This window comes from Cellulosimicrobium sp. RS (genome assembly GCF_046159675.1).
GTDB classification, from domain to species: Bacteria; Actinomycetota; Actinomycetes; order Actinomycetales; family Cellulomonadaceae; genus Cellulosimicrobium; species Cellulosimicrobium funkei.
In genome coordinates this window covers 11,695-29,975 of the sequence record NZ_JBJXVU010000001.1, presented here as the reverse complement: position 1 = coordinate 29,975, position 18,281 = coordinate 11,695, and the positions used below count along the sequence as shown (strand labels likewise).

Annotated in this window: 16 protein-coding genes; 8 read left to right on the top strand and 8 right to left on the bottom strand. The window is 74.8% G+C overall.

Annotated features, from left to right (window positions below):
• The first annotated feature begins 90 nt into the window (after positions 1 to 90).
• The gene (locus tag ACI769_RS00140; RefSeq protein WP_409141025.1) at positions 91 to 1,152 is read left to right on the top strand and encodes a DUF4031 domain-containing protein; all 1,062 of its coding nucleotides are present in this window, start codon (positions 91 to 93) and stop codon (positions 1,150 to 1,152) included.
• 136 nt (positions 1,153 to 1,288) lie between these two features.
• Entirely contained in the window at positions 1,289 to 1,975 is a 687-nt protein-coding gene (locus ACI769_RS00135) for a vancomycin high temperature exclusion protein (RefSeq protein WP_391514422.1), read from the top strand.
• Between the two features lie 10 nt (positions 1,976 to 1,985).
• On the opposite strand, the gene ACI769_RS00130 is transcribed toward ACI769_RS00135, so the two are convergent.
• Genes ACI769_RS00130 through ACI769_RS00115 form a run of 4 tightly spaced genes read right to left on the bottom strand, consistent with a single transcriptional unit; the run spans position 1,986 to position 6,448 of the window.
• On the bottom strand, positions 1,986 to 3,629 hold the full coding sequence (locus ACI769_RS00130) for a succinic semialdehyde dehydrogenase (RefSeq protein WP_409141024.1): 1,644 nt from the start codon (positions 3,627 to 3,629) through the stop codon (positions 1,986 to 1,988).
• Positions 3,626 to 4,681, bottom strand: a complete 1,056-nt coding sequence (locus ACI769_RS00125; protein ID WP_409141023.1) for a GNAT family N-acetyltransferase — start codon at positions 4,679 to 4,681, stop codon at positions 3,626 to 3,628. The genes ACI769_RS00130 and ACI769_RS00125 overlap by 4 nt, the downstream gene beginning before the upstream one ends.
• Positions 4,678 to 5,316, bottom strand: coding sequence for a GNAT family N-acetyltransferase (locus ACI769_RS00120; protein ID WP_370512489.1), 639 nt, complete (start codon positions 5,314 to 5,316; stop codon positions 4,678 to 4,680). The genes ACI769_RS00125 and ACI769_RS00120 overlap by 4 nt, the downstream gene beginning before the upstream one ends.
• 7 nt (positions 5,317 to 5,323) lie before the next feature.
• Entirely contained in the window at positions 5,324 to 6,448 is a 1,125-nt protein-coding gene (locus ACI769_RS00115) for a GuaB3 family IMP dehydrogenase-related protein (RefSeq protein WP_043655795.1), read from the bottom strand.
• Between the two features lie 148 nt (positions 6,449 to 6,596).
• On the opposite strand from ACI769_RS00115, the gene ACI769_RS00110 reads away from it, so the two are divergent.
• Together ACI769_RS00110 and ACI769_RS00105 are read left to right on the top strand one after the other, a co-directional pair.
• The gene (locus ACI769_RS00110; protein WP_114553188.1) at positions 6,597 to 7,298 is read left to right on the top strand and encodes an exonuclease domain-containing protein; all 702 of its coding nucleotides are present in this window, start codon (positions 6,597 to 6,599) and stop codon (positions 7,296 to 7,298) included.
• A gap of 137 nt (positions 7,299 to 7,435) precedes the next feature.
• The gene (locus ACI769_RS00105) at positions 7,436 to 8,971 is read left to right on the top strand and encodes a UDP-N-acetylglucosamine 1-carboxyvinyltransferase (RefSeq protein ID WP_171467582.1); all 1,536 of its coding nucleotides are present in this window, start codon (positions 7,436 to 7,438) and stop codon (positions 8,969 to 8,971) included.
• Between the two features lie 92 nt (positions 8,972 to 9,063).
• Here ACI769_RS00105 and ACI769_RS00100 read toward each other — a convergent pair whose 3' ends face one another.
• A complete protein-coding gene (locus tag ACI769_RS00100; protein ID WP_085388385.1) occupies positions 9,064 to 9,702 on the bottom strand; it encodes a Rid family hydrolase in 639 nt (212 codons plus the stop codon).
• Positions 9,703 to 10,061: 359 nt separating this feature from the next.
• On the opposite strand from ACI769_RS00100, the gene ACI769_RS00095 reads away from it, so the two are divergent.
• Positions 10,062 to 11,675: an FAD-dependent oxidoreductase gene (locus tag ACI769_RS00095; protein ID WP_085388386.1), complete on the top strand. Its 1,614-nt coding sequence runs from the start codon at positions 10,062 to 10,064 to the stop codon at positions 11,673 to 11,675.
• A gap of 90 nt (positions 11,676 to 11,765) precedes the next feature.
• On the opposite strand, the gene guaB is transcribed toward ACI769_RS00095, so the two are convergent.
• Positions 11,766 to 13,295: an IMP dehydrogenase gene (gene guaB / locus ACI769_RS00090; protein WP_021479849.1), complete on the bottom strand. Its 1,530-nt coding sequence runs from the start codon at positions 13,293 to 13,295 to the stop codon at positions 11,766 to 11,768.
• Between the two features lie 138 nt (positions 13,296 to 13,433).
• Complete coding sequence (locus ACI769_RS00085; protein ID WP_253705797.1) at positions 13,434 to 14,519, bottom strand: MerR family transcriptional regulator; 1,086 nt, start codon at positions 14,517 to 14,519, stop codon at positions 13,434 to 13,436.
• A gap of 305 nt (positions 14,520 to 14,824) precedes the next feature.
• On the opposite strand from ACI769_RS00085, the gene ACI769_RS00080 reads away from it, so the two are divergent.
• Positions 14,825 to 15,115: a WhiB family transcriptional regulator gene (locus ACI769_RS00080; protein WP_031316449.1), complete on the top strand. Its 291-nt coding sequence runs from the start codon at positions 14,825 to 14,827 to the stop codon at positions 15,113 to 15,115.
• Positions 15,116 to 15,304: 189 nt separating this feature from the next.
• On the opposite strand, the gene groES is transcribed toward ACI769_RS00080, so the two are convergent.
• Complete coding sequence (groES, locus tag ACI769_RS00075; protein ID WP_021482870.1) at positions 15,305 to 15,601, bottom strand: co-chaperone GroES; 297 nt, start codon at positions 15,599 to 15,601, stop codon at positions 15,305 to 15,307.
• Positions 15,602 to 15,839: 238 nt separating this feature from the next.
• Between groES and ACI769_RS00070 the strand changes: the two genes are divergently transcribed.
• Both ACI769_RS00070 and ACI769_RS00065 read left to right on the top strand, forming a co-directional pair.
• Entirely contained in the window at positions 15,840 to 17,117 is a 1,278-nt protein-coding gene (locus ACI769_RS00070) for a THUMP-like domain-containing protein (protein ID WP_076405093.1), read from the top strand.
• Positions 17,114 to 18,271 carry a glutamate--cysteine ligase gene (locus tag ACI769_RS00065; RefSeq protein ID WP_114553463.1) on the top strand — a complete coding sequence of 386 codons (1,158 nt, stop codon included), beginning with the start codon at positions 17,114 to 17,116 and terminating at the stop codon, positions 18,269 to 18,271. Before ACI769_RS00070 ends, ACI769_RS00065 begins: the two co-directional genes overlap by 4 nt.
• Positions 18,272 to 18,281 lie beyond the last annotated feature (10 nt).

Sequence of the window (18,281 nt, the reverse complement as noted above, 5' to 3'; positions counted from 1 at the left end):
TCCGGGTGACACCCAGGCGGCTCAGGCCGCTCCCCGGCCGGTGAGCCGACGCCCGCGCGTCGGCTCGCCGGCCGGTGGCATGCTCGGGTGGTGACCGTTCTCATCGACCCGCCCGCGTGGCCCGCCCACGGGACGCTGTTCAGCCATCTCGTGTCCGACGCGTCGCTCGCGGAGCTGCACGCGTTCGCGGCGTCGATCGGCGTGAGCCCGCGGGCGTTCGACCTCGACCACTACGACGTCGCCGCCGAGCGGTACGACGTCGCGGTCGCCGCGGGCGCGGTGCCCGTCGGGGGTCGCGAGCTCGCGCGGCGCCTCGGCGCCTCCGGTCTGCGCGTCCCCGGCCGGGCGCGGCGCGCGGCGAAGGCCGACGCGCTCCTCGCGCGCTGGGACGTGCTCCTCCCGGGCGCGCGTGACGTCGGCGTCGAGCTCGTCGAGCGCTGGCACGAGCCGCACCGCGTCTACCACGGGCCCGAGCACCTCGTGCACGCGCTCGACTCGCTCGCGCTCCTCGAAGGACGCCCGCCCGGCGTGCCCGACGCCGCCGAGCCACCCGCCCGCGCAGGTACCGCCGCCGCGTCGGGCAGCACGGCGTCGGGCGGAACGTCCGGCGGCGCGGTGTCGGGCGGCGCGGTGTCGGGCGGCGCGCCGAGCGGCGCGCTGTTGGGCGGCGCACCGAGCGGCGCGGCGTCGGTCACGGGCGTGATGCCGGCGGTGACGCAGCTCGCGCTGTGGTTCCACGACGCCGTGCACGACGGCGAGGCGGGCCGCGACGAGGAGCGGTCGGCCGAGCTCGCAGACGCCCGGCTGGCGGGCCACCTCGGCGCCCACGAGGTCGAGGAGGTCGTGCGGCTCGTGCTCGTGACGACCGACCACGCCCCGGCGCCGGGCGACGGGCCCGGAGCGCTCGTCTCGGACGCCGACCTCGCCGTCCTCGGGTCCGCGCCGGACCGGTACGCCCGCTACGCCCGCCAGGTGCGCGCCGAGTACGCCCACGTGCCCGACGACGCCTTCCGCACCGGGCGGGCCGCCGTCCTGCGCGCGCTGCTCGGAGGCGGCACGCTGTTCCGCACCCCGCAGGCCGCCGCGCTCTGGGAGGACCGCGCCCGCGCCAACCTCACCGCCGAGCTCACGACCCTCACCTCCCCCACCTGACCCTCTTCCCTTCCTCTCCACCCCAACCCGCCGAACAGGCGGTCTTGGTCCGTCCCGGACGGCGGACGGACCAGGACCACCTGCTCGGCCAGCCAGGAGCGCCTGGTCGACGCGGCGGCGAGGTTAGGGTCGGGGCGTGACCGACGATCCGGCGTCGCCGCCCGCCACCACGGCGTCAGCAGCAGGCCCAACAGCACCGTCGTCCGACAGGTCCTCGTCGGGGCGTCCGCGCCGGTCCCGACGGCGGCGCCTGACCCTGGGGACGGCCGCCGGGCTCGTGGTGCTCGTGCTGGCGCCGTTCGTCGTCGTGCAGGCGGTGGGGCGCTCGCACGTCGCCGACCCCGCGCACGTGCCGCCGAGCGACGCGATCGTCGTCCCGGGGGCGGGGCTGCGGCCGGACGGGACGCCGTCCACGTACCTGCGCCGTCGGCTCGACGCGGCGGCCGAGCTCTACGACCGGGGCGTCGCGCCCGTCGTCCTCGTGAGCGGCGACGCGCACGACGACTACGACGAGCCCGGCTCGATGCGCGCGTGGCTGCTGGGCCGCGGCGTGCCCGACGACGCGATCCTGCTCGACCGCGAGGGCTTCGACACCCACGCGACGTGCACGCGCGCGGCGTCGGAGTTCGGCGTCGGCACGGCGGTGGTCGTCACGCAGGGGTACCACCTGCCGCGCACGCTGTTCTCGTGCCGCGTCGCAGGTCTCGACGCCGTGGGGGTCGGCGTCAGCGCGGCGAGCGTGGAGCCGTGGAAGGCCGTGCTCTACCGCGCCCGCGAGGTTCCCGCGGCGACGAAGGCCGTGCTCGACGCCGTGCTCCGCTGAGCGGGCTCCGTCAGGGCAGCCGCAGGCGGCGCATGACGTCGAGCGCCGACGTGAGGACCTTGCTCGGCAGCTCCCCGCCGAGCTGGTAGAGCGTGTCGAGCGTGAGGCCCTGGTTCGCGCCGCGCTGCACGGAGATCGTCTGCGCCTCGGTGAGGGCCTCGATCCCCTCGCGCCCGTGGCGGCGCCCGAGGCCCGACGCCTTGAACCCGCCCATCGGCGCCCCGACGGAGCCCCACGTCGCGGAGTAGCCGTCGTTGACGTTGACCGTCCCGGCCTCGACGCGGGCCGCGATCCGGCGGCCCCGGGCGGCGTCGCGCGTCCACACGCTCGCGTTGAGCCCGTACTCGGTGTCGTTCATGACCTCGACGGCCTCGTCGTCGCTCGCGACCCGGCGCACGGAGACGACCGGGCCGAACGTCTCCTCGCGCGCGCACGCCGCGTCGTCGGGCACGTCGTCGAGGACGGTGGGCGCGTAGAACCACGGCCCGATGTCCGCCCGGTGCACGCCGCCCGCGAGGACGCGCGCGCCGCGCGCGATGGCGTCCTCGACGTGGGCGACCACGCGGTCGAGCTGCGCCTGCGACGTGAGCGACCCCATGTCCGCCGAGTAGTCGAGCCCGGCGCCGAGACGCATCTCACGCACGAGGGGCACGAACTCGTCGAGGAACGCGTCCGCCACGTCCTCGTGCAGCACGAGCCGCTCGATCGACACGCAGAGCTGGCCGGAGTTGGAGAAGCACGCGCGCACGGCGCCACGCGCGGCGGCGCGCACGTCGGCGTCGGCCGCGACGTAGAGCGGGTTCTTGCCGCCCAGCTCGAGCGTCGCGCCGATGAGGCGCTCCCCCGCCCGCGCCGCGACCTTGCGGCCGGTGGCCGTCGAGCCCGTGAACGCGATGTGGTCCACGTGGTCGGTCACCGCAGCGCCGACGTCTCCCCCGCCCGCGACGACGAGGAACAGGTCGGCGGGCAGCCCCGCCTCCTCGAGCAGCTCCGCGCCCCACAGCGCGGTGAGCGTCGTCTGCGGGTCCGGCTTGAGCACGACGGCGTTCCCCGCCACGAGCGCGGGCACGGCCTCGGCGAACGCGAGCGTCAGCGGGTAGTTCCACGGCGCGATGACGCCGACCACGCCCACGGGACGGCGGTGCACGCGCGTACCGGTCAGCACGGGCAGCATCCCCGGCGCCCGCCGGTCGGCGAGGTAGCGCGGGCCGCGCTGGGCGTAGTGGCGCGTGAGGATCGCGACGTCCGCGACCTCCTCGAACGCGCTGCGCCGCGACTTGCCGGACTCCATCTGGATGAGGTCGAGGCCGTCGGACTGGCGCGCGAGCGCGAGCTCGCCGAAGCGCCGCAGCACCGCCGCGCGCTCGCGCACGGAGCGGGCGGCCCAGGCCGGCTGCGCGGCCCGCGCGCGTGCCACGGCACGGGCGACGTCCTCGACGGACGAGACGGGGACCGCGGCGAGCGGGGCTCCCGTGGACGGCAGGACGGACCGGTGCATGCCCGCCTCGTTGCTCGTGACGACGCGCTGCGCGAGGGGGGCCACGACCTCCGGCTCGAGGACGTAGGTCGCGGCCGGGTTCTCGGGGTCGATCAGGCCGTCCAGCGCGGCGCCGTCGCCGCGCCCGGAGCCGGGTGTGCCGGATGAGCTCGTCATGGGGACAGGCTACGTCGTGGCGCTGACAGCGCGTCGACGGGCTGCTCCCACGTGGTGAGCACGGGCCGGAACCCCTGCCGCGCCCAGAAGGGCGCGGACAGCGGGTTGAGCACGCCATGGTGCAGCACGACGACGGCGCCCGGCCCGGCCTGCTCGTGCACGCGCGCGAGCGCCGCGTCGACGAGCGCCCCGCCGACCCCGGTACCGCGCGCGCTGCCCGTCACGTGCAGCAGGACGAGGTAGGCGACCGGCCCCGCCGTGACGGTCCCGGCCATGGCCCCGGAGCGCTCCGGTGGCTCGACCGCGACGACGCCCACAACCTCGCCCGTCCGCTCCCCCGGCCCCTGGCGGCGCGCCACGAGGACCGTGGTGCGCGGGTTCTCGACGGCGGCGGCGACCTGGGCGGCGAGGTGCTCGGCCGCGAGCGGCCGGACGCGGGCCGCGCCCACGAGCTCGTCGTACGCGAGCTCGGCGCGCTGGTGCTCGACGACGGCGGCCACGTCGTCCGGGCCGGCGTCGGTCACCACGAGCCCGGGGAGGTCCGTGCGGGGCCGGGCCGACGGGGCGCCGCGACGGGCAGCGAGGTGCACGGTCGGGCGCAGGCCGCTCGCCGCGAGGGCGCCCACGGCCTCGACGTCGCGGCTCGGCCACAGGAGCGCCAGGCCGTGGTCGCGGGGTGCGGGGCCCCGCTCGGGCAGCCCGTCGCCCGCCGGTGCGCTGCCCGGGTCGCGCGCGACGCGCGCCGTCCAGGCCGCGACGAGCGCGCGGACCGCGCCGCCCACGTCCGGTCCCGCCGCGCGCGCCCGCAGCCGGTGCTCGCGCAGCGCGCGGAACCCTGCCGCCGCGGAGCCGGGTCCGACGTCCCCGACGCCGAGGAGCCCCGCGGCCCGGGAGCCGTCCGGGAGCCGCACGGCGAGGAGACGCTCGTCGCCCGCGGTGGCACCGAGAGCGGGGACCGCCACGAGCGGGTCGAGCGCGGCGACGCGCGCGCCGTGCTCGGCCTCGAGAGCGGCGAGCTCGTCGTCGTCCGGCCGCCAGGCGGCGGGGGTCATCGTCCGGCGTCGCGCGCGTCCGGGGCGCCGAGCGGGCGGCCGAGCACGACGCACTCCTGGTCCGCGTACCCCAGGCGCTCGTAGAAGCCGCGCACCGCGTCGTTCGTGGCGCGCACCATGAGGCGCACGGCCCGCGCGCCCTGCGCGGCGAGCCACGCCTCCGCCGTGACGACCGTCGCACGACCCGCGCCGCGCCCCTGGACGCGTGGGTCGACCGCCACGTAGTAGAGCCAGCCACGGTGCCCGTCGACGCCGGCCATCGCCGTCGCGACGAGCTCCCCGGCCGCGACCCCGGGCGTCTCGGGAGCACCGTCCGGGGCCACCGTGGGCAGGTCGCGCGTCGCACGGCCCACGAGCACCGTCGAGGTCTCGCCCAGGCGGGCGTCGGCGAGGTCGCGGTACGGGTCGTTCCAGGGCCGGGTGAGCCCGCACTCCCGCCACAGCGCGACGACCGCCTCGACGTCGGCGTCCTCGACCTCGGTGAAGACCAGGTCGGTGGAGGCCTCCGTCGAGACCGCGTCCGCGACGTCCGTCTCCGGGCGGCCCGCGCCCGCGGCGGGCACGGAGCCGTTGCCGCCCGGCGCGCCGTCGCCGGCGTGCGTCAGGCGCGGACCGTCGGCGATGCGTCCGGCCACGGCGGGCTCAGCGGGGCTGGTACGGGGAGACGACGACCTCGACGCGCTGGAACTCCTTGAGGTCCGAGTACCCGGTCGTCGCCATGGCCCGGCGGAGCGCGCCGACGAGGTTGAGCGTGCCGTCCGCCTGGCGGCCCGGCCCGAAGAGGATCTCCTCGAGCGTGCCGGCCGTGCCGACACGCACGCGCTCGCCGCGCGGGAGCTGGGCGTGGTGCGCCTCCGAGCCCCAGTGCCAGCCCTTGCCCGGCGCCTCCTCGGCCCGCGCGAGCGCCGCGCCGAGCATGACCGCGTCGGCGCCGCACGCGACCGCCTTGACGAGGTCGCCCGACCGGCCGACGCCGCCGTCCGCGATGACGTGCACGTAGCGGCCGCCCGACTCGTCGAGGTAGTCGCGGCGGGCCGCCGCGACGTCCGCGACCGCGGTCGCCATGGGCGCGTGGATGCCGAGCGAGACCCGCGTGGTGTGGGCGGCGCCGCCGCCGAAGCCGACGAGGACGCCCGCGGCGCCCGTGCGCATGAGGTGCAGCGCCGCGGTGTACGTGGACGCGCCGCCCACGACGACCGGGACGTCGAGCTCGTAGATGAAGCGCTTGAGGTTGAGCGGCTCCGCGACGCCGGACACGTGCTCGGCGGAGACCGTCGTGCCGCGGATGACGAACAGGTCGACGCCGGCGTCGACCACCGTCTGGTAGTGCTCCTGGGTGCGCTGCGGCGACAGGGCCGCGGCGACGGTGACGCCCGCCGCACGGATCTCCTTGAGGCGCTGCGTGATGAGGTCGGCCTTGATGGGCTCGGCGTAGATCTCCTGCATGCGGCGCGTCGCCTCGAGCGGCTCGAGCGCGGCGATCTCCTCGAGGAGCGCGGTCGGGTCGTCGTAGCGGGTCCACAGGCCCTCGAGGTCGAGGACGCCGAGGCCGCCGTGGTTGCCGAGCGCGACGGCGGTCGCCGGGCTCATGACCGAGTCCATGGGCGCCGCGAGGATCGGCAGGTCGAAGTGGTAGGCGTCGATCTGCCAGCCGACCGACACCTCCTCCGGGTCGCGCGTGCGCCGCGAGGGCACGACGGCGACGTCGTCGAAGGAGAACGCGCGCCGACCGCGCTTGCCACGTCCGATCTCGATCTCGTTGCTCACCGGGTCAGCCTACCGGCGGGCCGTGCCCGTCACCTGCACCGACCACCGTGTGGGTGGGCGCTGGCAGGGTGACGCTCGTCGCCGGGACGTCCGGCGACGACGGGAGCGCCGGGCGCCCCGGGCCCCGACCGGACGGCAGAGGTGGACCATGACGACGACGCCCTGGACGGCGGGACCGCTGCTCGGTCTCGACACCGAGACCACGGGCCTCGACGTCGACGTCGACCGCGTCGTCACCGCCGCGCTCGTGCTCCGCGAGCCGGGCGCCACGCACGTGCGCACGTGGCTCCTCGACCCGGGTGTCGAGATCCCGGCGGAGGCCACGGGGATCCACGGCATCACGACCGCGCACGCCGCGGCGCACGGGTCGGCCCCCGCCGTCGCGCTCGAGGAGATCGCGGCGCTCGTCGTCGACGCCCAGCGCGACGGCGTCCCCCTCGTCGCCTACAACGCCGCGTTCGACCTCGCGATCCTCGACACCGAGCTCGTGCGGCACGGGCTGCCGACGCTCGCCGCGCGCCTGGGGCGGCCCGTGCGGCCGGTGCTCGACCCGCTCGTGCTCGACCGGGCGTGGGACCCGGCGCGCGAGGGCAAGCGCCGGCTCGTCGACCTGTGCGCGCGCTACGAGGTGCTCGACGTCGGGCCCCTGCACACGGCGGACGGGGACGTGCTCGCGACGCTCGACCTGCTCGACGCGCTCGCGCGCGCGTACCCGGACCTGGCCGGGCTCGGGCCAGTCACGCTGCACGACCTGCAGGTCGTCGCGCACCGGCGGTGGGTCGACTCCCTGGACCCGGACCGCGACCAGCCCTACGTCGGCGCCGGCGCGGACGGGCGCTGGCCGGGCTGACCCGGGCACACACACGCAGCGCCACCTGCAGGCATATCTCATGATGCGGGTGAAGGTCGTGTGATGAAGGCATGGTCGCGGGCCTGAGGGCGCCCGCCGCCGCGTCGATATCTCATCCATGAGTTATCGTCGCTCTCATGACAGCGATCGACGACGCACCTCTCACGCAGGTCGGCGCGCTCATCCGCGGCGCCCGCCAGAACCGGGGTCTCACCCAGACCCAGCTCGCGGAGCGGCTCGGGACGAGCCAGAGCGCCGTGCACCGCATCGAGCAGGGCTCGCAGAACCTCAGCCTGGAGATGCTCAACCGCATCGGGCTCGCGCTCGACTCCGAGATCATCAGCCTCGGCGGCCCCAAGCACGCGCACCTGCGCGTCCAGGGCGGCCACACCCTCTCCGGCCGCATCGAGGTGAACTCCTCCAAGAACGGCGCGGTCGCGCTGCTGTGCGCCTCGCTCCTCAACCGCGGCCGCACCACCCTGCGCGGCGTGGCCCGCATCGTCGAGGTCGACCGCATCGTCGACGTGCTGCGCTCCATCGGCGTGCGGGCCACGTGGACGACGGGCGGCCGGGACCTCGAGATCGTCGTGCCGGAGCGCCTCGACCTGGCCGCGATCGACGTGGACGCCGCGCGCCGCACGCGCTCGATCATCATGTTCCTCGGGCCGCTGCTCGGGCTGCGGGACACGTTCGAGCTCCCGTACGCGGGCGGCTGCGACCTCGGGACCCGCACCGTCGAGCCCCACATGATCGCCCTGCGGCCCTTCGGCCTGGCCGTCACCGCGACGGGCGGGAACTACCACGCGACCGTCGCCCCGGCGTCGGGCACGGACCTGTCGGTCGTCCTCACCGAGCGCGGCGACACCGTCACCGAGAACGCGCTCATGGCCGCGGCCCGCCGCGACGGCGTGACGACGATCCGCAACGCCAGCTCCAACTACATGGTGCAGGACCTGTGCTTCTACCTCGAGCTGCTCGGCGTGCAGGTCGAGGGCATCGGCACGACGACCCTGCGCGTGCACGGCCGCACCGACATCGACGTGGACGTGGAGTACGCCGTCTCGGAGGACCCGGTCGAGGCGATGAGCCTGCTCACCGCGGGCATCGTCACGGGCTCGGAGATCACCGTGGCCCGCGTCCCGATCGAGTTCATGGAGATCGAGCTCGCGACGCTCGCCGAGATGGGCCTGCGGTACACGCTGAGCGCCGAGTACGTGGCGCGCAACGGCCGTTCGCGCCTGGTCGACGTCACGGTGCACTCCAGCGAGCTGCACGCGCCGATCGACAAGATCCACCCCATGCCGTTCCCCGGCCTCAATATCGACAACCTGCCGTTCTTCGCGGTCATCGCCGCGAACGCGCAGGGCACGACGCTCATCCACGACTGGGTCTACGAGGGCCGCGCCATCCACCTCACCGACCTCACGCGGCTCGGCGCCGACGTGCGGCTCCTGGACGCCCACCGGCTCCAGGTGACGGGCCCGACGCGCTGGTCGGGCGCCGAGGTGAGCTGCCCGCCCGCCCTGCGCCCCGCCGTCGTCATCCTGCTCGCGATGCTCGCCGCGAAGGGCACCTCCGTCCTGCGCGGCGTCGACATCATCGCGCGCGGCTACGAGGGCCTCACCGAGCGCCTGCGCGAGCTCGGCGCGAACATCGAGACGTTCCGGGACTGACCCCTCGCCGCCCTCGGCGCCGTCAGCTCCCTCTGGACCGCGCGGCACGACCACGACGGGCCGCCCTCCTGCGGGAGGGCGGCCCGTCGCCGTCACTTCGGGTAGACGGCGTCGACCTCCACCTCGACGAGCCAGCCGTCGACCGGCAGATTCTCGATCTCGAGCGCGAAGCGCGACGGCCGGGCCGCGTTGACCACCATGGGCGCCGTCCGGGCCGAGCCGAGCTGGACCTCGAGCGTCGCGCCGGTCGCGAGGTTCGTGTTCGCGAAGAACTGGCGGTAGGCGCGGTTCCAGCCGGCGAAGTCCATCTTCTCCTGGCCGGCGGGGTTCTGGAGGAACACCCGCATGGAGACGACGTCGTCGTAGGAGAGCCCGGCCCGCTCGAGGTTCTCCCCGATCCGCAGGAGGACGTTGATGCCCTGCGCCTCCGTGATCGTCACGCCGGCCGGCAGGACGCCGCCGGGGAAGACGTCGGTCGGGACGTAGCGCTGCTCGGCCGTCGCGCCGGGCGTCGTGTTCATCGCGGCAGGCCCGAGCCCGGACGACTTGTACCAGGCGACGTTCTTCCCGATCGCGACGCCGTCGGCGATGGACGGGGTGTCGCCGGTGACGAAGGAGTGGGCCTCGGTCGGCCTCGGCTCGAAGAGCCTCCCGGCGGCGACGGCGGTGCCCGGGACGGCGACGGCGGCGGTGAGGGCGACGGCGACGACGACCTTGGTGCGGTTCTTCATGCAGGCCTCCCAGGGGGACGACGGGCGCCACCCTGGCGCCCGGGCTCCGGCCGGTCGCGAGGACCGCCGGGGCCGCGACGCTAGCCAGCCTCCGTTTCCGCGCCGTGACGGCGACGTGTCGGGTCGTCGCCGGTACCAGCGCGCGCCCGGACGTCGCGGCGCGCCGCCCCGCGGGCGCCGCCGAAGGGCGCGACACGAGACGTTTACGAGAGCCGCGATCCGTTGACCGACGCGAAACGCGCCGGACCCGCGCTCGCGACGACGCGTCCCTAGCGTCGGCCCCGGTGCTGACGGCGGCACCCGGCATCGTGGGCCGGGCTCCCCGCCCGTCAGGCCGTGGACGAGAGGGCTCCAGCCACATGGTCACTGACGAGAAGACGACCGGCGTCTCGCGCCGCAACTTCCTCCAGGCCGTCGGGGTCGGCTCCAGCGCCGGCGTGATGTTCGCGACGATGGGCGCGGTGGGCCTCGCCCCGACGGCCGCCGCCCAGCCGCGGAACGAGTCGTGGACACCGCCGCGGGGCAGCGACTTCAGCCTCACGGGCCGCTCCGCGAAGAAGGTCGTCGTCGTCGGCGCCGGGCCGGCGGGCCTCGCCACGGCGTACGAGCTGCAGAAGGCCGGCTACCGCGTCACGGTGCTCGAGGCGCGGCACCGCGTCGGCGGCCGGACGCTGACGATACGCGGCGGCGACGCGGAGACGGACGTCAACGGCGTCACGCAGAAGGCGCGGTTCGCCGACGGCGTCTACATGAACGCGGGCGCGGGGCGCATCGCCCAGTGGATGGTCACCATGGACTACCTGCGCGAGCTCGGCGTCCCCTACGAGGTGTTCACCAACGCCAACGCGGACGCCTACCTCTACAACGAGCGCTCCGGCGCGACCCCCGGCAACCCGGTCCGGTACCGCACCGCGAAGGCCGACGTGTTCGGCTACACGTCCGAGCTGCTCGGCTACGCGACCGACCAGGGCGCGCTGGACCAGAAGCTCACCGCCGCGGACAAGGAGAACCTGCGCGCGTTCCTCCGGTCGTGGGGCTCGCTCCAGGCCGACGGGAGCTACAAGGGCGGCAGCAACCGCGGGTACGCGGTCTACCCGTCCGCGTGGAACGAGCACGGCACGCCCCTGCCCGGCCCGGGCTCGGTCTCGGAGGTGCTCGCCTCGAAGGTCGGGCAGTACTTCCCGTTCGAGATCAACTGGGAGCAGTCGATGCTCATGTTCCAGCCCAAGGGCGGGATGGACACGACCTACGACTACTTCGTCAGGGCGATCGGCAAGCAGAACGTCCAGCTCAGCTCGCCCGTCACCGCGGTGAAGAACACGCCGCGCGGCGTCTCGGTCACGTACACCGCCCACAACGGCAAGGCGCGGCAGATCGACGCCGACTTCGCCGTCGTCTCGGCGCCCGCGGGGCTCATGCGCCGCTGGGACACGAACTGGGGGCCCGACGTCGACGCCGCGCTCGGCGAGTTCGCCGTCGGCTCGCCCGCGGGCAAGATCGGGCTCCAGTACCGGTCGCGGTTCTGGGAGGACGACCACCGGATCTACGGCGGCATCACCGAGACCGACATGGACCTCGCCCACGTCTGGTACCCGTCCTACGGGTACGGGGAGCGCCGCGGGCTCGTCGTGGGCTACTACAACACCGGCGCGAACGCGCGCGCCTACGCGGACATGACGCCGCGGCAGCGGGAGATGCGCGCCGTCGAGCAGGGCGTGAAGATCCACGGCGAGAAGTACCGGACGGAGCTCGAGAGCTCGTTCTCCATCGCGTGGCACAAGGTGCCCTACATCGAGGGCGCGTGGGCGTACCCGAACACGCAGTCGTCCCGGTTCAAGCTCCTGCAGCAGGGCGCCGGGAACGTGTACTTCGCGGGCGACTGGATGTCCGAGATCTCGGCCTGGCAGCACGGGGCGTTCTGGGCCGCGCGCTACGCCGTCCAGGCGCTGCACGCGCGAGTCATGGCGTCGTGACCGCCCACCGCACGCAGCGCTGACGGGACGACGACGGCCCGGCGCCACCCGCGAGGGCGGTGCCGGGCCGTCGGTCGTGGTGCTGCACGCTCAGAAGCCCGTGTAGTTGGGGGCCTCGACCGTCATCTGCACGTCGTGCGGGTGGCTCTCCTTGAGCGACGCCGACGTGATGCGGATGAAGCGCCCCTTCTCCTGGAGCTCGGGCACGGTGCGGGCGCCGACGTAGAACATCGTCTGGTGCAGGCCGCCGACGAGCTGGTGCGCCACGGTGCCGAGCGACCCCTTGTAGGGCACCTGGCCCTCGACGCCCTCGGGGACGATCATGTCGTCGCTCGTGACCTCGGCCTGGAAGTAGCGGTCCTTCGAGTACGACTTCTTGCCGCGCGAGGACATGGCGCCCATGGAACCCATCCCTCGGTACGCCTTGTACTGCTTGCCCTTGACGAGGATCGTCTCGCCCGGGGACTCCTCGGTGCCCGCGAGCATCGAGCCGAGCATCACCGTCTCCGCGCCCGCGACTATCGCCTTCCCGATCTCGCCCGAGTGGCGCATGCCGCCGTCGGCGATGACTGGGACCCCGGCCGGGCGCGCGGCGAGCGACGCCTCGTAGACGGCGGTCACCTGCGGGACGCCGACGCCCGTGACGATGCGCGTGGTGCAGATCGAGCCCGGTCCGACGCCGACCTTGACCGCGTCCGCGCCCGCGTCGACGAACGCCTGCGCGCCCTCGCGCGTCGCGACGTTGCCGCCGATCACCTGGACGTCGCGCGTCGCCGGGTCGGACTTGAGGCGCGCGACCATCTCGATGAGCATCCGGACGTTGCCGTGCGCCGTGTCCGCGACCAGCACGTCGACGCCCGCGTCGATGAGCGTCGTGGCGCGCTGCCACGCGTCGCCGAAGTAGCCGATCGCGGCGCCGACGAGCAGGCGGCCCTGGCCGTCCTTCGACGCGTTGGGGAACTGCTCGGACTTGACGAAGTCCTTGACCGTGATGAGCCCGGTGAGGCGGCCGTCCGCGTCGACGAGCGGCAGGCGCTCGAGCTTGTGCTTGCGCAGGAGCGCGGTCGCCTCCTCGCGGGAGATGCCCGCCGGGCCCGTGATGAGCGGCTGGGGCGTCATGACCTCGTCGACCTTCGTCGTCGCCCACTCGGCGACGGGCGTGAAGCGCAGGTCGCGGTTGGTCACCATGCCGATGAGGCGGCGCTCGGCGTCGAGGACCGGGAAGCCGGAGATCCGGTACTCGCCCGCGGTCTTGTCGAGCTCCTCGAGCGTCGCGTCCGGGCCGATGGTCACCGGGTTGTCGATGATGCCCGTCTGCGTGCGCTTCACCAGGTCCACCTGGAGCGCCTGGTCCTCGATCGAGAGGTTGCGGTGCAGCACGCCGATGCCGCCCTGGCGCGCCATCGCGATGGCCATGCGCGACTCGGTGACGGTGTCCATGGCCGCCGAGACGAGCGGCACGCGGATCGAGATCTCGCGCGTCAGGCGCGTCGTGGTGTCGATGTCCGACGGCGCCAGGTCCGAGTAGCCGGGCTGCAGCAGGACGTCGTCGTAGGTGAGACCCAGGAATCCGAAGGGGTCACGGTCGGGGACGGCGGCGGGGACGGGCGAGGCGGTCACACCACGATTCTACGCCGGGGGCCCTCGCCGTATTCCCGCTCGGTCCCTGCCCGCCCGGGCCCGGGAGGCACGGACGGGCGGGAGGTACGTGGACGCGTGGGCGCGCGCCCCGCCCGGCCGGGCGGTCCCGCGGACGGCTCAGCGCACGACGGCGAGGAGCTCGTGCAGGAGGCCCGTGAAGCTGCGCACCCGGTGGACGGTCGCGGCGAGCGGGAGCTCCTCCGCGGCCTGGTCGCTCGGGAGACCCACGAAGAACGGCAGGCTCGGGTTCGCGTCGTGCGCGGCGTGCACGATGCCCAGGTCGGGACGCGCCTGCGTGGTCACCATCGCCACGGCGGACGGCCGCACCATCGTCACGATCTCGAGCGTGCGGTGCACGTTCGCGGGCCCGGTGACGATGCGCGCCATCGCGCCGTGCGAGGCGAGCGACGCGGCGAGCGCGTGCGCGGCCAGCGGGAGCGGCTCGTCGGGCGCCGCGAACACGAGCACGATCCGCCGCATGCGGCTCGGGTGGTTCCGGGGCGGCCCTCCGGCGGCCACGATCGCGTCCTCGCTCGCCTGCGTGTACTCGCGCAGCGCGACGAGCGTCGCGTTCGCGAGCACGACCTCGGGCACCTCGCCGGGGCCGGCGAGCACGGTGCGCTCGGCCAGGCGCTCGAGCGCGGGCTCGACGAGGTCGGACCACCACGCGGCCGGGTCGCCGCCCGTCGGGATGCGCAGCAGCCGGTCGCACGCACGCTGGTCGTAGGCGATCGCGGCGTCGACGACGTCGGAGACGCGCGTGGGCCGCGGCCCCTCGCGGACGCCGACCGGACGGGGCCCCGCGGTGCGTGCGGGCTCGCCCCCGGGGACGGCGCGCAGGAACGGGCGCGACGGCGGCGGCTCGGGCGCCTCGTCGTCGGCCTCGGGCTCGTCGGCGTCGAGGTCGCCCGCGCCGTCGGCGCCGCGGTCGTCGAAGGAGATCGCGCCGCGGTTCGCGGCGAGCTCCTCCTCGTCGGCGGCGAGCGCGGCGCGGGCCGCGTCGGCGGGCGCGACGCCGTCGAGCGTGAGGCGGCGCATCACGACGAGGCGAGCGACGTCGTCGTCCGTGTAGCGCCGGTGGGAGCCGGCCCGGTGCTGCGAGGGGCCGAGGCCGTAGCGACGGTCCCAGGTGCGCAGGGTCGCGGGCGCGACGCCGAGCCGGCGCGCGACGGCGGCGACGGCGAGGCCGGGAGACGAGGTCATGCTCGGTCGGGCTCCCTCGGGGTCGGGGGCGGACCGGACTGAGGTCATGGATCGATTCTGCCGAGCGGGCACCCGTCTCGCCACCTCGTAGAGGTCACAGTCGTGCACCCTTCGCGCCACACCCGCGCCGTATTTGTTCGCTGCACGCGCAAACGCGCCAGGCGCAGCCGATCGCGTCAGCGCGCCGGGAGCGGCCGACGCGGTTGACCCCCCTCGCACCGCTCCACGAGCGGTTCAACCTGCCCGTTCACTTTTTCCTCACAGGGGACTTGAACAAGTCTTGCAACGCTTGTAGGTTGTTCGGCATGGCAGAGATCTCGAGGCTCCCCGGGCCCGTCATGGAGCTGTGGGAATGGCAGTACCAGGGTTCGTGCCGCGACGCGGACGACACGTTGTTCTTCCACCCCGAGGGTGAACGCGGCTCGACGCGACGACGGCGAGCGGAGGCCGCGAAGGCGATCTGCCACTCGTGCCCCGTGATGATGCAGTGCCGCGAGCAGTCGCTCCGCGTGCGCGAGCCGTACGGGGTGTGGGGCGGCCTGAGCGAGGACGAGCGCGCCGCCATCCTCGCGGGCGGCGCCCGCCGCACCGGCTGACGCACCCTCTCCCCGGGCACCACCTCGGTGCCTCCGCGCCACCAGCAGACCTGCACGGCCCCGGTCCGACGTCGTACCGGGCGCACGTGCGCACGACCCGTGGGACCACCGGTGGGGCGACCGGCCACGGAACGCAGCAGGGCCCCGCGACCGACGGTCGCGGGGCCCTGCTGCTGAACCGGGTCGGCGTCAGCCGACCACCACGGCGAGAATGTCGCGCGCGGACAGGACGAGGTAGTCCTCGCCGCCGTACTTGACCTCGGTGCCGCCGTACTTGCTGTAGATGACCTTGTCGCCGACGGTCACGTCGAGCGGGACGCGGTTGCCGTTGTCGTCGACACGGCCCGGACCGACGGCCAGGACCTCGCCCTCCTGGGGCTTCTCCTTGGCGGTGTCCGGGATGACCAGGCCGGATGCGGTCGTGGTCTCGGCCTCGAGGGCCTTCACGACGATCCGGTCCTCGAGCGGCTTGATGGGGACCGACACGTCGGACCTCCCCTTTCGCGGTGAGAACTGCAACGGATGGGTCGAGCGCACCGGCTGGCCGTCGTCGCGGGTGCCGGACAGCCTGGTCGCACGTGGTGCCGCCTCCGCGAGCGGTGGCGGCACGTCTCAAATCTAGGTCCCGGTTAGCACTCGGTCAAGGCGAGTGCCAACGTCCGTCCTGCGGACGACCGGGCCCCGGCTGCGCGTGGTCCCCGGCCCCCGTGGAAGGATCGACGCCATGGACGCCGCCACGCTCACCAAGCTGCTCAGCCCCGAGGGCTGGGCCCTGCTCGGCGCGCTCCCGCCGTACGACGAGCAGCAGGCGCTCGTGCTCGCGGCAGGGCTGCGCGCGAAGGGCGTCGACCCGGACCTGGCCGCCGCGGCCCTCACCCAGTCCCGCCTGCGCGCCGCGGCGCACGGCAAGCTCGGCGCGTTCGCCGACGGCATGCTCTTCACGCAGGCGGGGCTGGAGCAGGCGAGCCGGCTCGTCGTCGCGGGCCTGCACGCCCGGCGGTACCAGGAGGCGGGGATCCGGCGCGTCGCGGACCTCACGAGCGGGATCGGCGTCGACGCGCTCGCGTTCGCCGCCGCGGAGCTCGAGGTGCTCGCGACCGACGTCGACGAGCTCACCGCGGCGATCGCGACCGTCAACCTGCGCCACTTCCCCGAGGCCGAGGTGCGCCACGGCGACGGGCTCGCGCTCGACCTGGAGGGCGAGCGGATCGAGGGCGTGTACGCCGACCCGGCGCGCCGCACCCGCGCCGGCACGCGCGTGTTCGACCCGAAGGCCTACGCCCCACCGCTCGACGCGGTGTGGGCGCTGCGCGAGCGTGTGCCCGCGGTCGGGATCAAGGTCGGCCCGGGCATCCCGCACGCCGGCCTGCCCGAGGACGCCGAGACCGAGTGGGTGTCGGTCGACGGGGACGTCGTGGAGGCCGGGCTCTGGTTCGGCCCGCTCGCGCCCGAGGGACCGGGCCGGTCGGCGCTCGTCCTGTCGTCGTGGACCGGGCCCGACGGGACCGCGCGCACCACGACCCGACGGATCGCCCACCGCCCGGGCGACGCGGACGTGGTGCCCGAGGTGGGCGCCGTCGGGCAGTACCTCTACGAGCCCGACGGCGCCGTGATCCGGGCGGGGCTCGTCGCCCACGCGGCGCGCGGGCTGGGCGGCCGCCTGCTCGACCGGACCATCGCGTACGTGACCACCGACTCCCCCGCGCCGCTCGACGCGACGGGGCTCGCGGACGGGCTCGCGCGCGGCTACCGCGTGCTCGACACCATGCCGTTCGGCCTCAAGCGGCTGCGCTCCTACCTGCGCGAGCGCGGCGTGGGTCGTCTGACGATCAAGAAGCGGGGCACGGCCGTCACGCCGGAGCAGCTCCGCCGGCAGCTCGCCCTCACGGGCGACGCGACGGCGACGATCGTCCTCACGCGCGTCGGCGGCTCCCAGCAGGTGCTCGTCGTCGAGCCGCTCTCCGCTCCCCCGGCCGGCGCCGGGCAGGACGGGCCCCGGTGAGCGCCCTGCCGCGCCGCACGGCGATCCCCTTCGCGCGCTCGGAGCGCTCGACCGTCGGGCTCGAGTGGGAGCTCGCGCTCGTCGACGCCGACTCCGGCGACCTGCGGCAGGTCGCGCAGACCGTGCTCGACGCCGTGCGCCCGGCCGACGGCGGCCCACACCCGTCGATCAAGCAGGAGCTCCTGCTCAACACGGTCGAGGTCGTGAGCGGCGTGTGCCGCACGGTGGGCGAGGCCGGCCGCGACCTGCAGCGCTCGGTCGAGGAGCTGCGCGCCGTGACGGACCCGCTGCGCGTCGAGCTCATGAGCGCGGGCACGCACCCGTTCGCGCGCTGGGCGCAGCAGAAGGTCACCGACAAGCAGCGCTACACCACGCTCATCGACCGCACCCAGTGGTGGGGGCGGCAGATGCTCATCTACGGCGTGCACGTGCACGTCGGCATCGAGGACCGCGCCAAGGTGCTGCCGATCCAGCGCGCGATGCTCACGACGTTCGCCCACCTCCAGTCGCTCTCGGCGAGCTCGCCGTTCTGGGGCGGCAAGGACACCGGCTACGCGTCGAACCGCGCGCTGATGTTCCAGCAGCTGCCGACCGCGGGCCTGCCGTTCCAGTTCGGGACGTGGGAGGAGCTCGAGGGGTACGTCGCCGACATGCTGCACACCGGCGTCATCGACGCGTTCGACGAGGTGCGGTGGGACCTGCGGCCCGCGCCGCAGTTCGGCACGCTCGAGACGCGCATCTGCGACGGCGTCACGAACGTCTCCGAGCTCCTGGCGCTGGCCGCGCTCACGCACTGCCTCGTCGAGCACTTCTCGACGATGCTCGACGAGGGGCGCGAGCTGCCGAGCATCCCGCCGTGGTACGCGCAGGAGAACAAGTGGCGCTCGGCGCGCTACGGCATGGACGCGATCATCATCCTCGACCGCGAGGGCAACGAGGAGCTCGTGACCGACGCCGTCGGGCGGCTGCTCGTCGAGCTCGAGCCCGTCGCGGCGCGCCTCGGGTGCCTCGACGAGCTCGACGGCGTGCGCACCATCGTGCGGCGCGGCGCGTCCTACCAGCGGCAGCGCGCGGTGGCGCGGCGCCACGGGGGCGAGCTGGACGCCGTCGTGCGCTCGCTCGTCGCCGAGATGCGGGCCGGCCGGCCCCTGTGACCCGGCCGGG

What these genes read in the sequence shown, in the direction of transcription:
- ACI769_RS00100 (WP_085388385.1), bottom strand. Translation starts at nt 9,702, where the DNA reads ATGAAGAACCGCACCAAGGTCGTCGTCGCCGTCGCCCTCACCGCCGCC.
- ACI769_RS00085 (WP_253705797.1), bottom strand. Translation starts at nt 14,519, where the DNA reads ATGACCTCGTCTCCCGGCCTCGCCGTCGCCGCCGTCGCGCGCCGGCTC.
- ACI769_RS00105 (WP_171467582.1), top strand. Translation starts at nt 7,436, where the DNA reads ATGACAGCGATCGACGACGCACCTCTCACGCAGGTCGGCGCGCTCATC.
- ACI769_RS00080 (WP_031316449.1), top strand. Translation starts at nt 14,825, where the DNA reads ATGGCAGAGATCTCGAGGCTCCCCGGGCCCGTCATGGAGCTGTGGGAA.
- ACI769_RS00070 (WP_076405093.1), top strand. Translation starts at nt 15,840, where the DNA reads ATGGACGCCGCCACGCTCACCAAGCTGCTCAGCCCCGAGGGCTGGGCC.
- ACI769_RS00110 (WP_114553188.1), top strand. Translation starts at nt 6,597, where the DNA reads ATGACGACGACGCCCTGGACGGCGGGACCGCTGCTCGGTCTCGACACC.
- ACI769_RS00125 (WP_409141023.1), bottom strand. Translation starts at nt 4,681, where the DNA reads ATGACCCCCGCCGCCTGGCGGCCGGACGACGACGAGCTCGCCGCTCTC.
- ACI769_RS00130 (WP_409141024.1), bottom strand. Translation starts at nt 3,629, where the DNA reads ATGACGAGCTCATCCGGCACACCCGGCTCCGGGCGCGGCGACGGCGCC.
- ACI769_RS00095 (WP_085388386.1), top strand. Translation starts at nt 10,062, where the DNA reads ATGGTCACTGACGAGAAGACGACCGGCGTCTCGCGCCGCAACTTCCTC.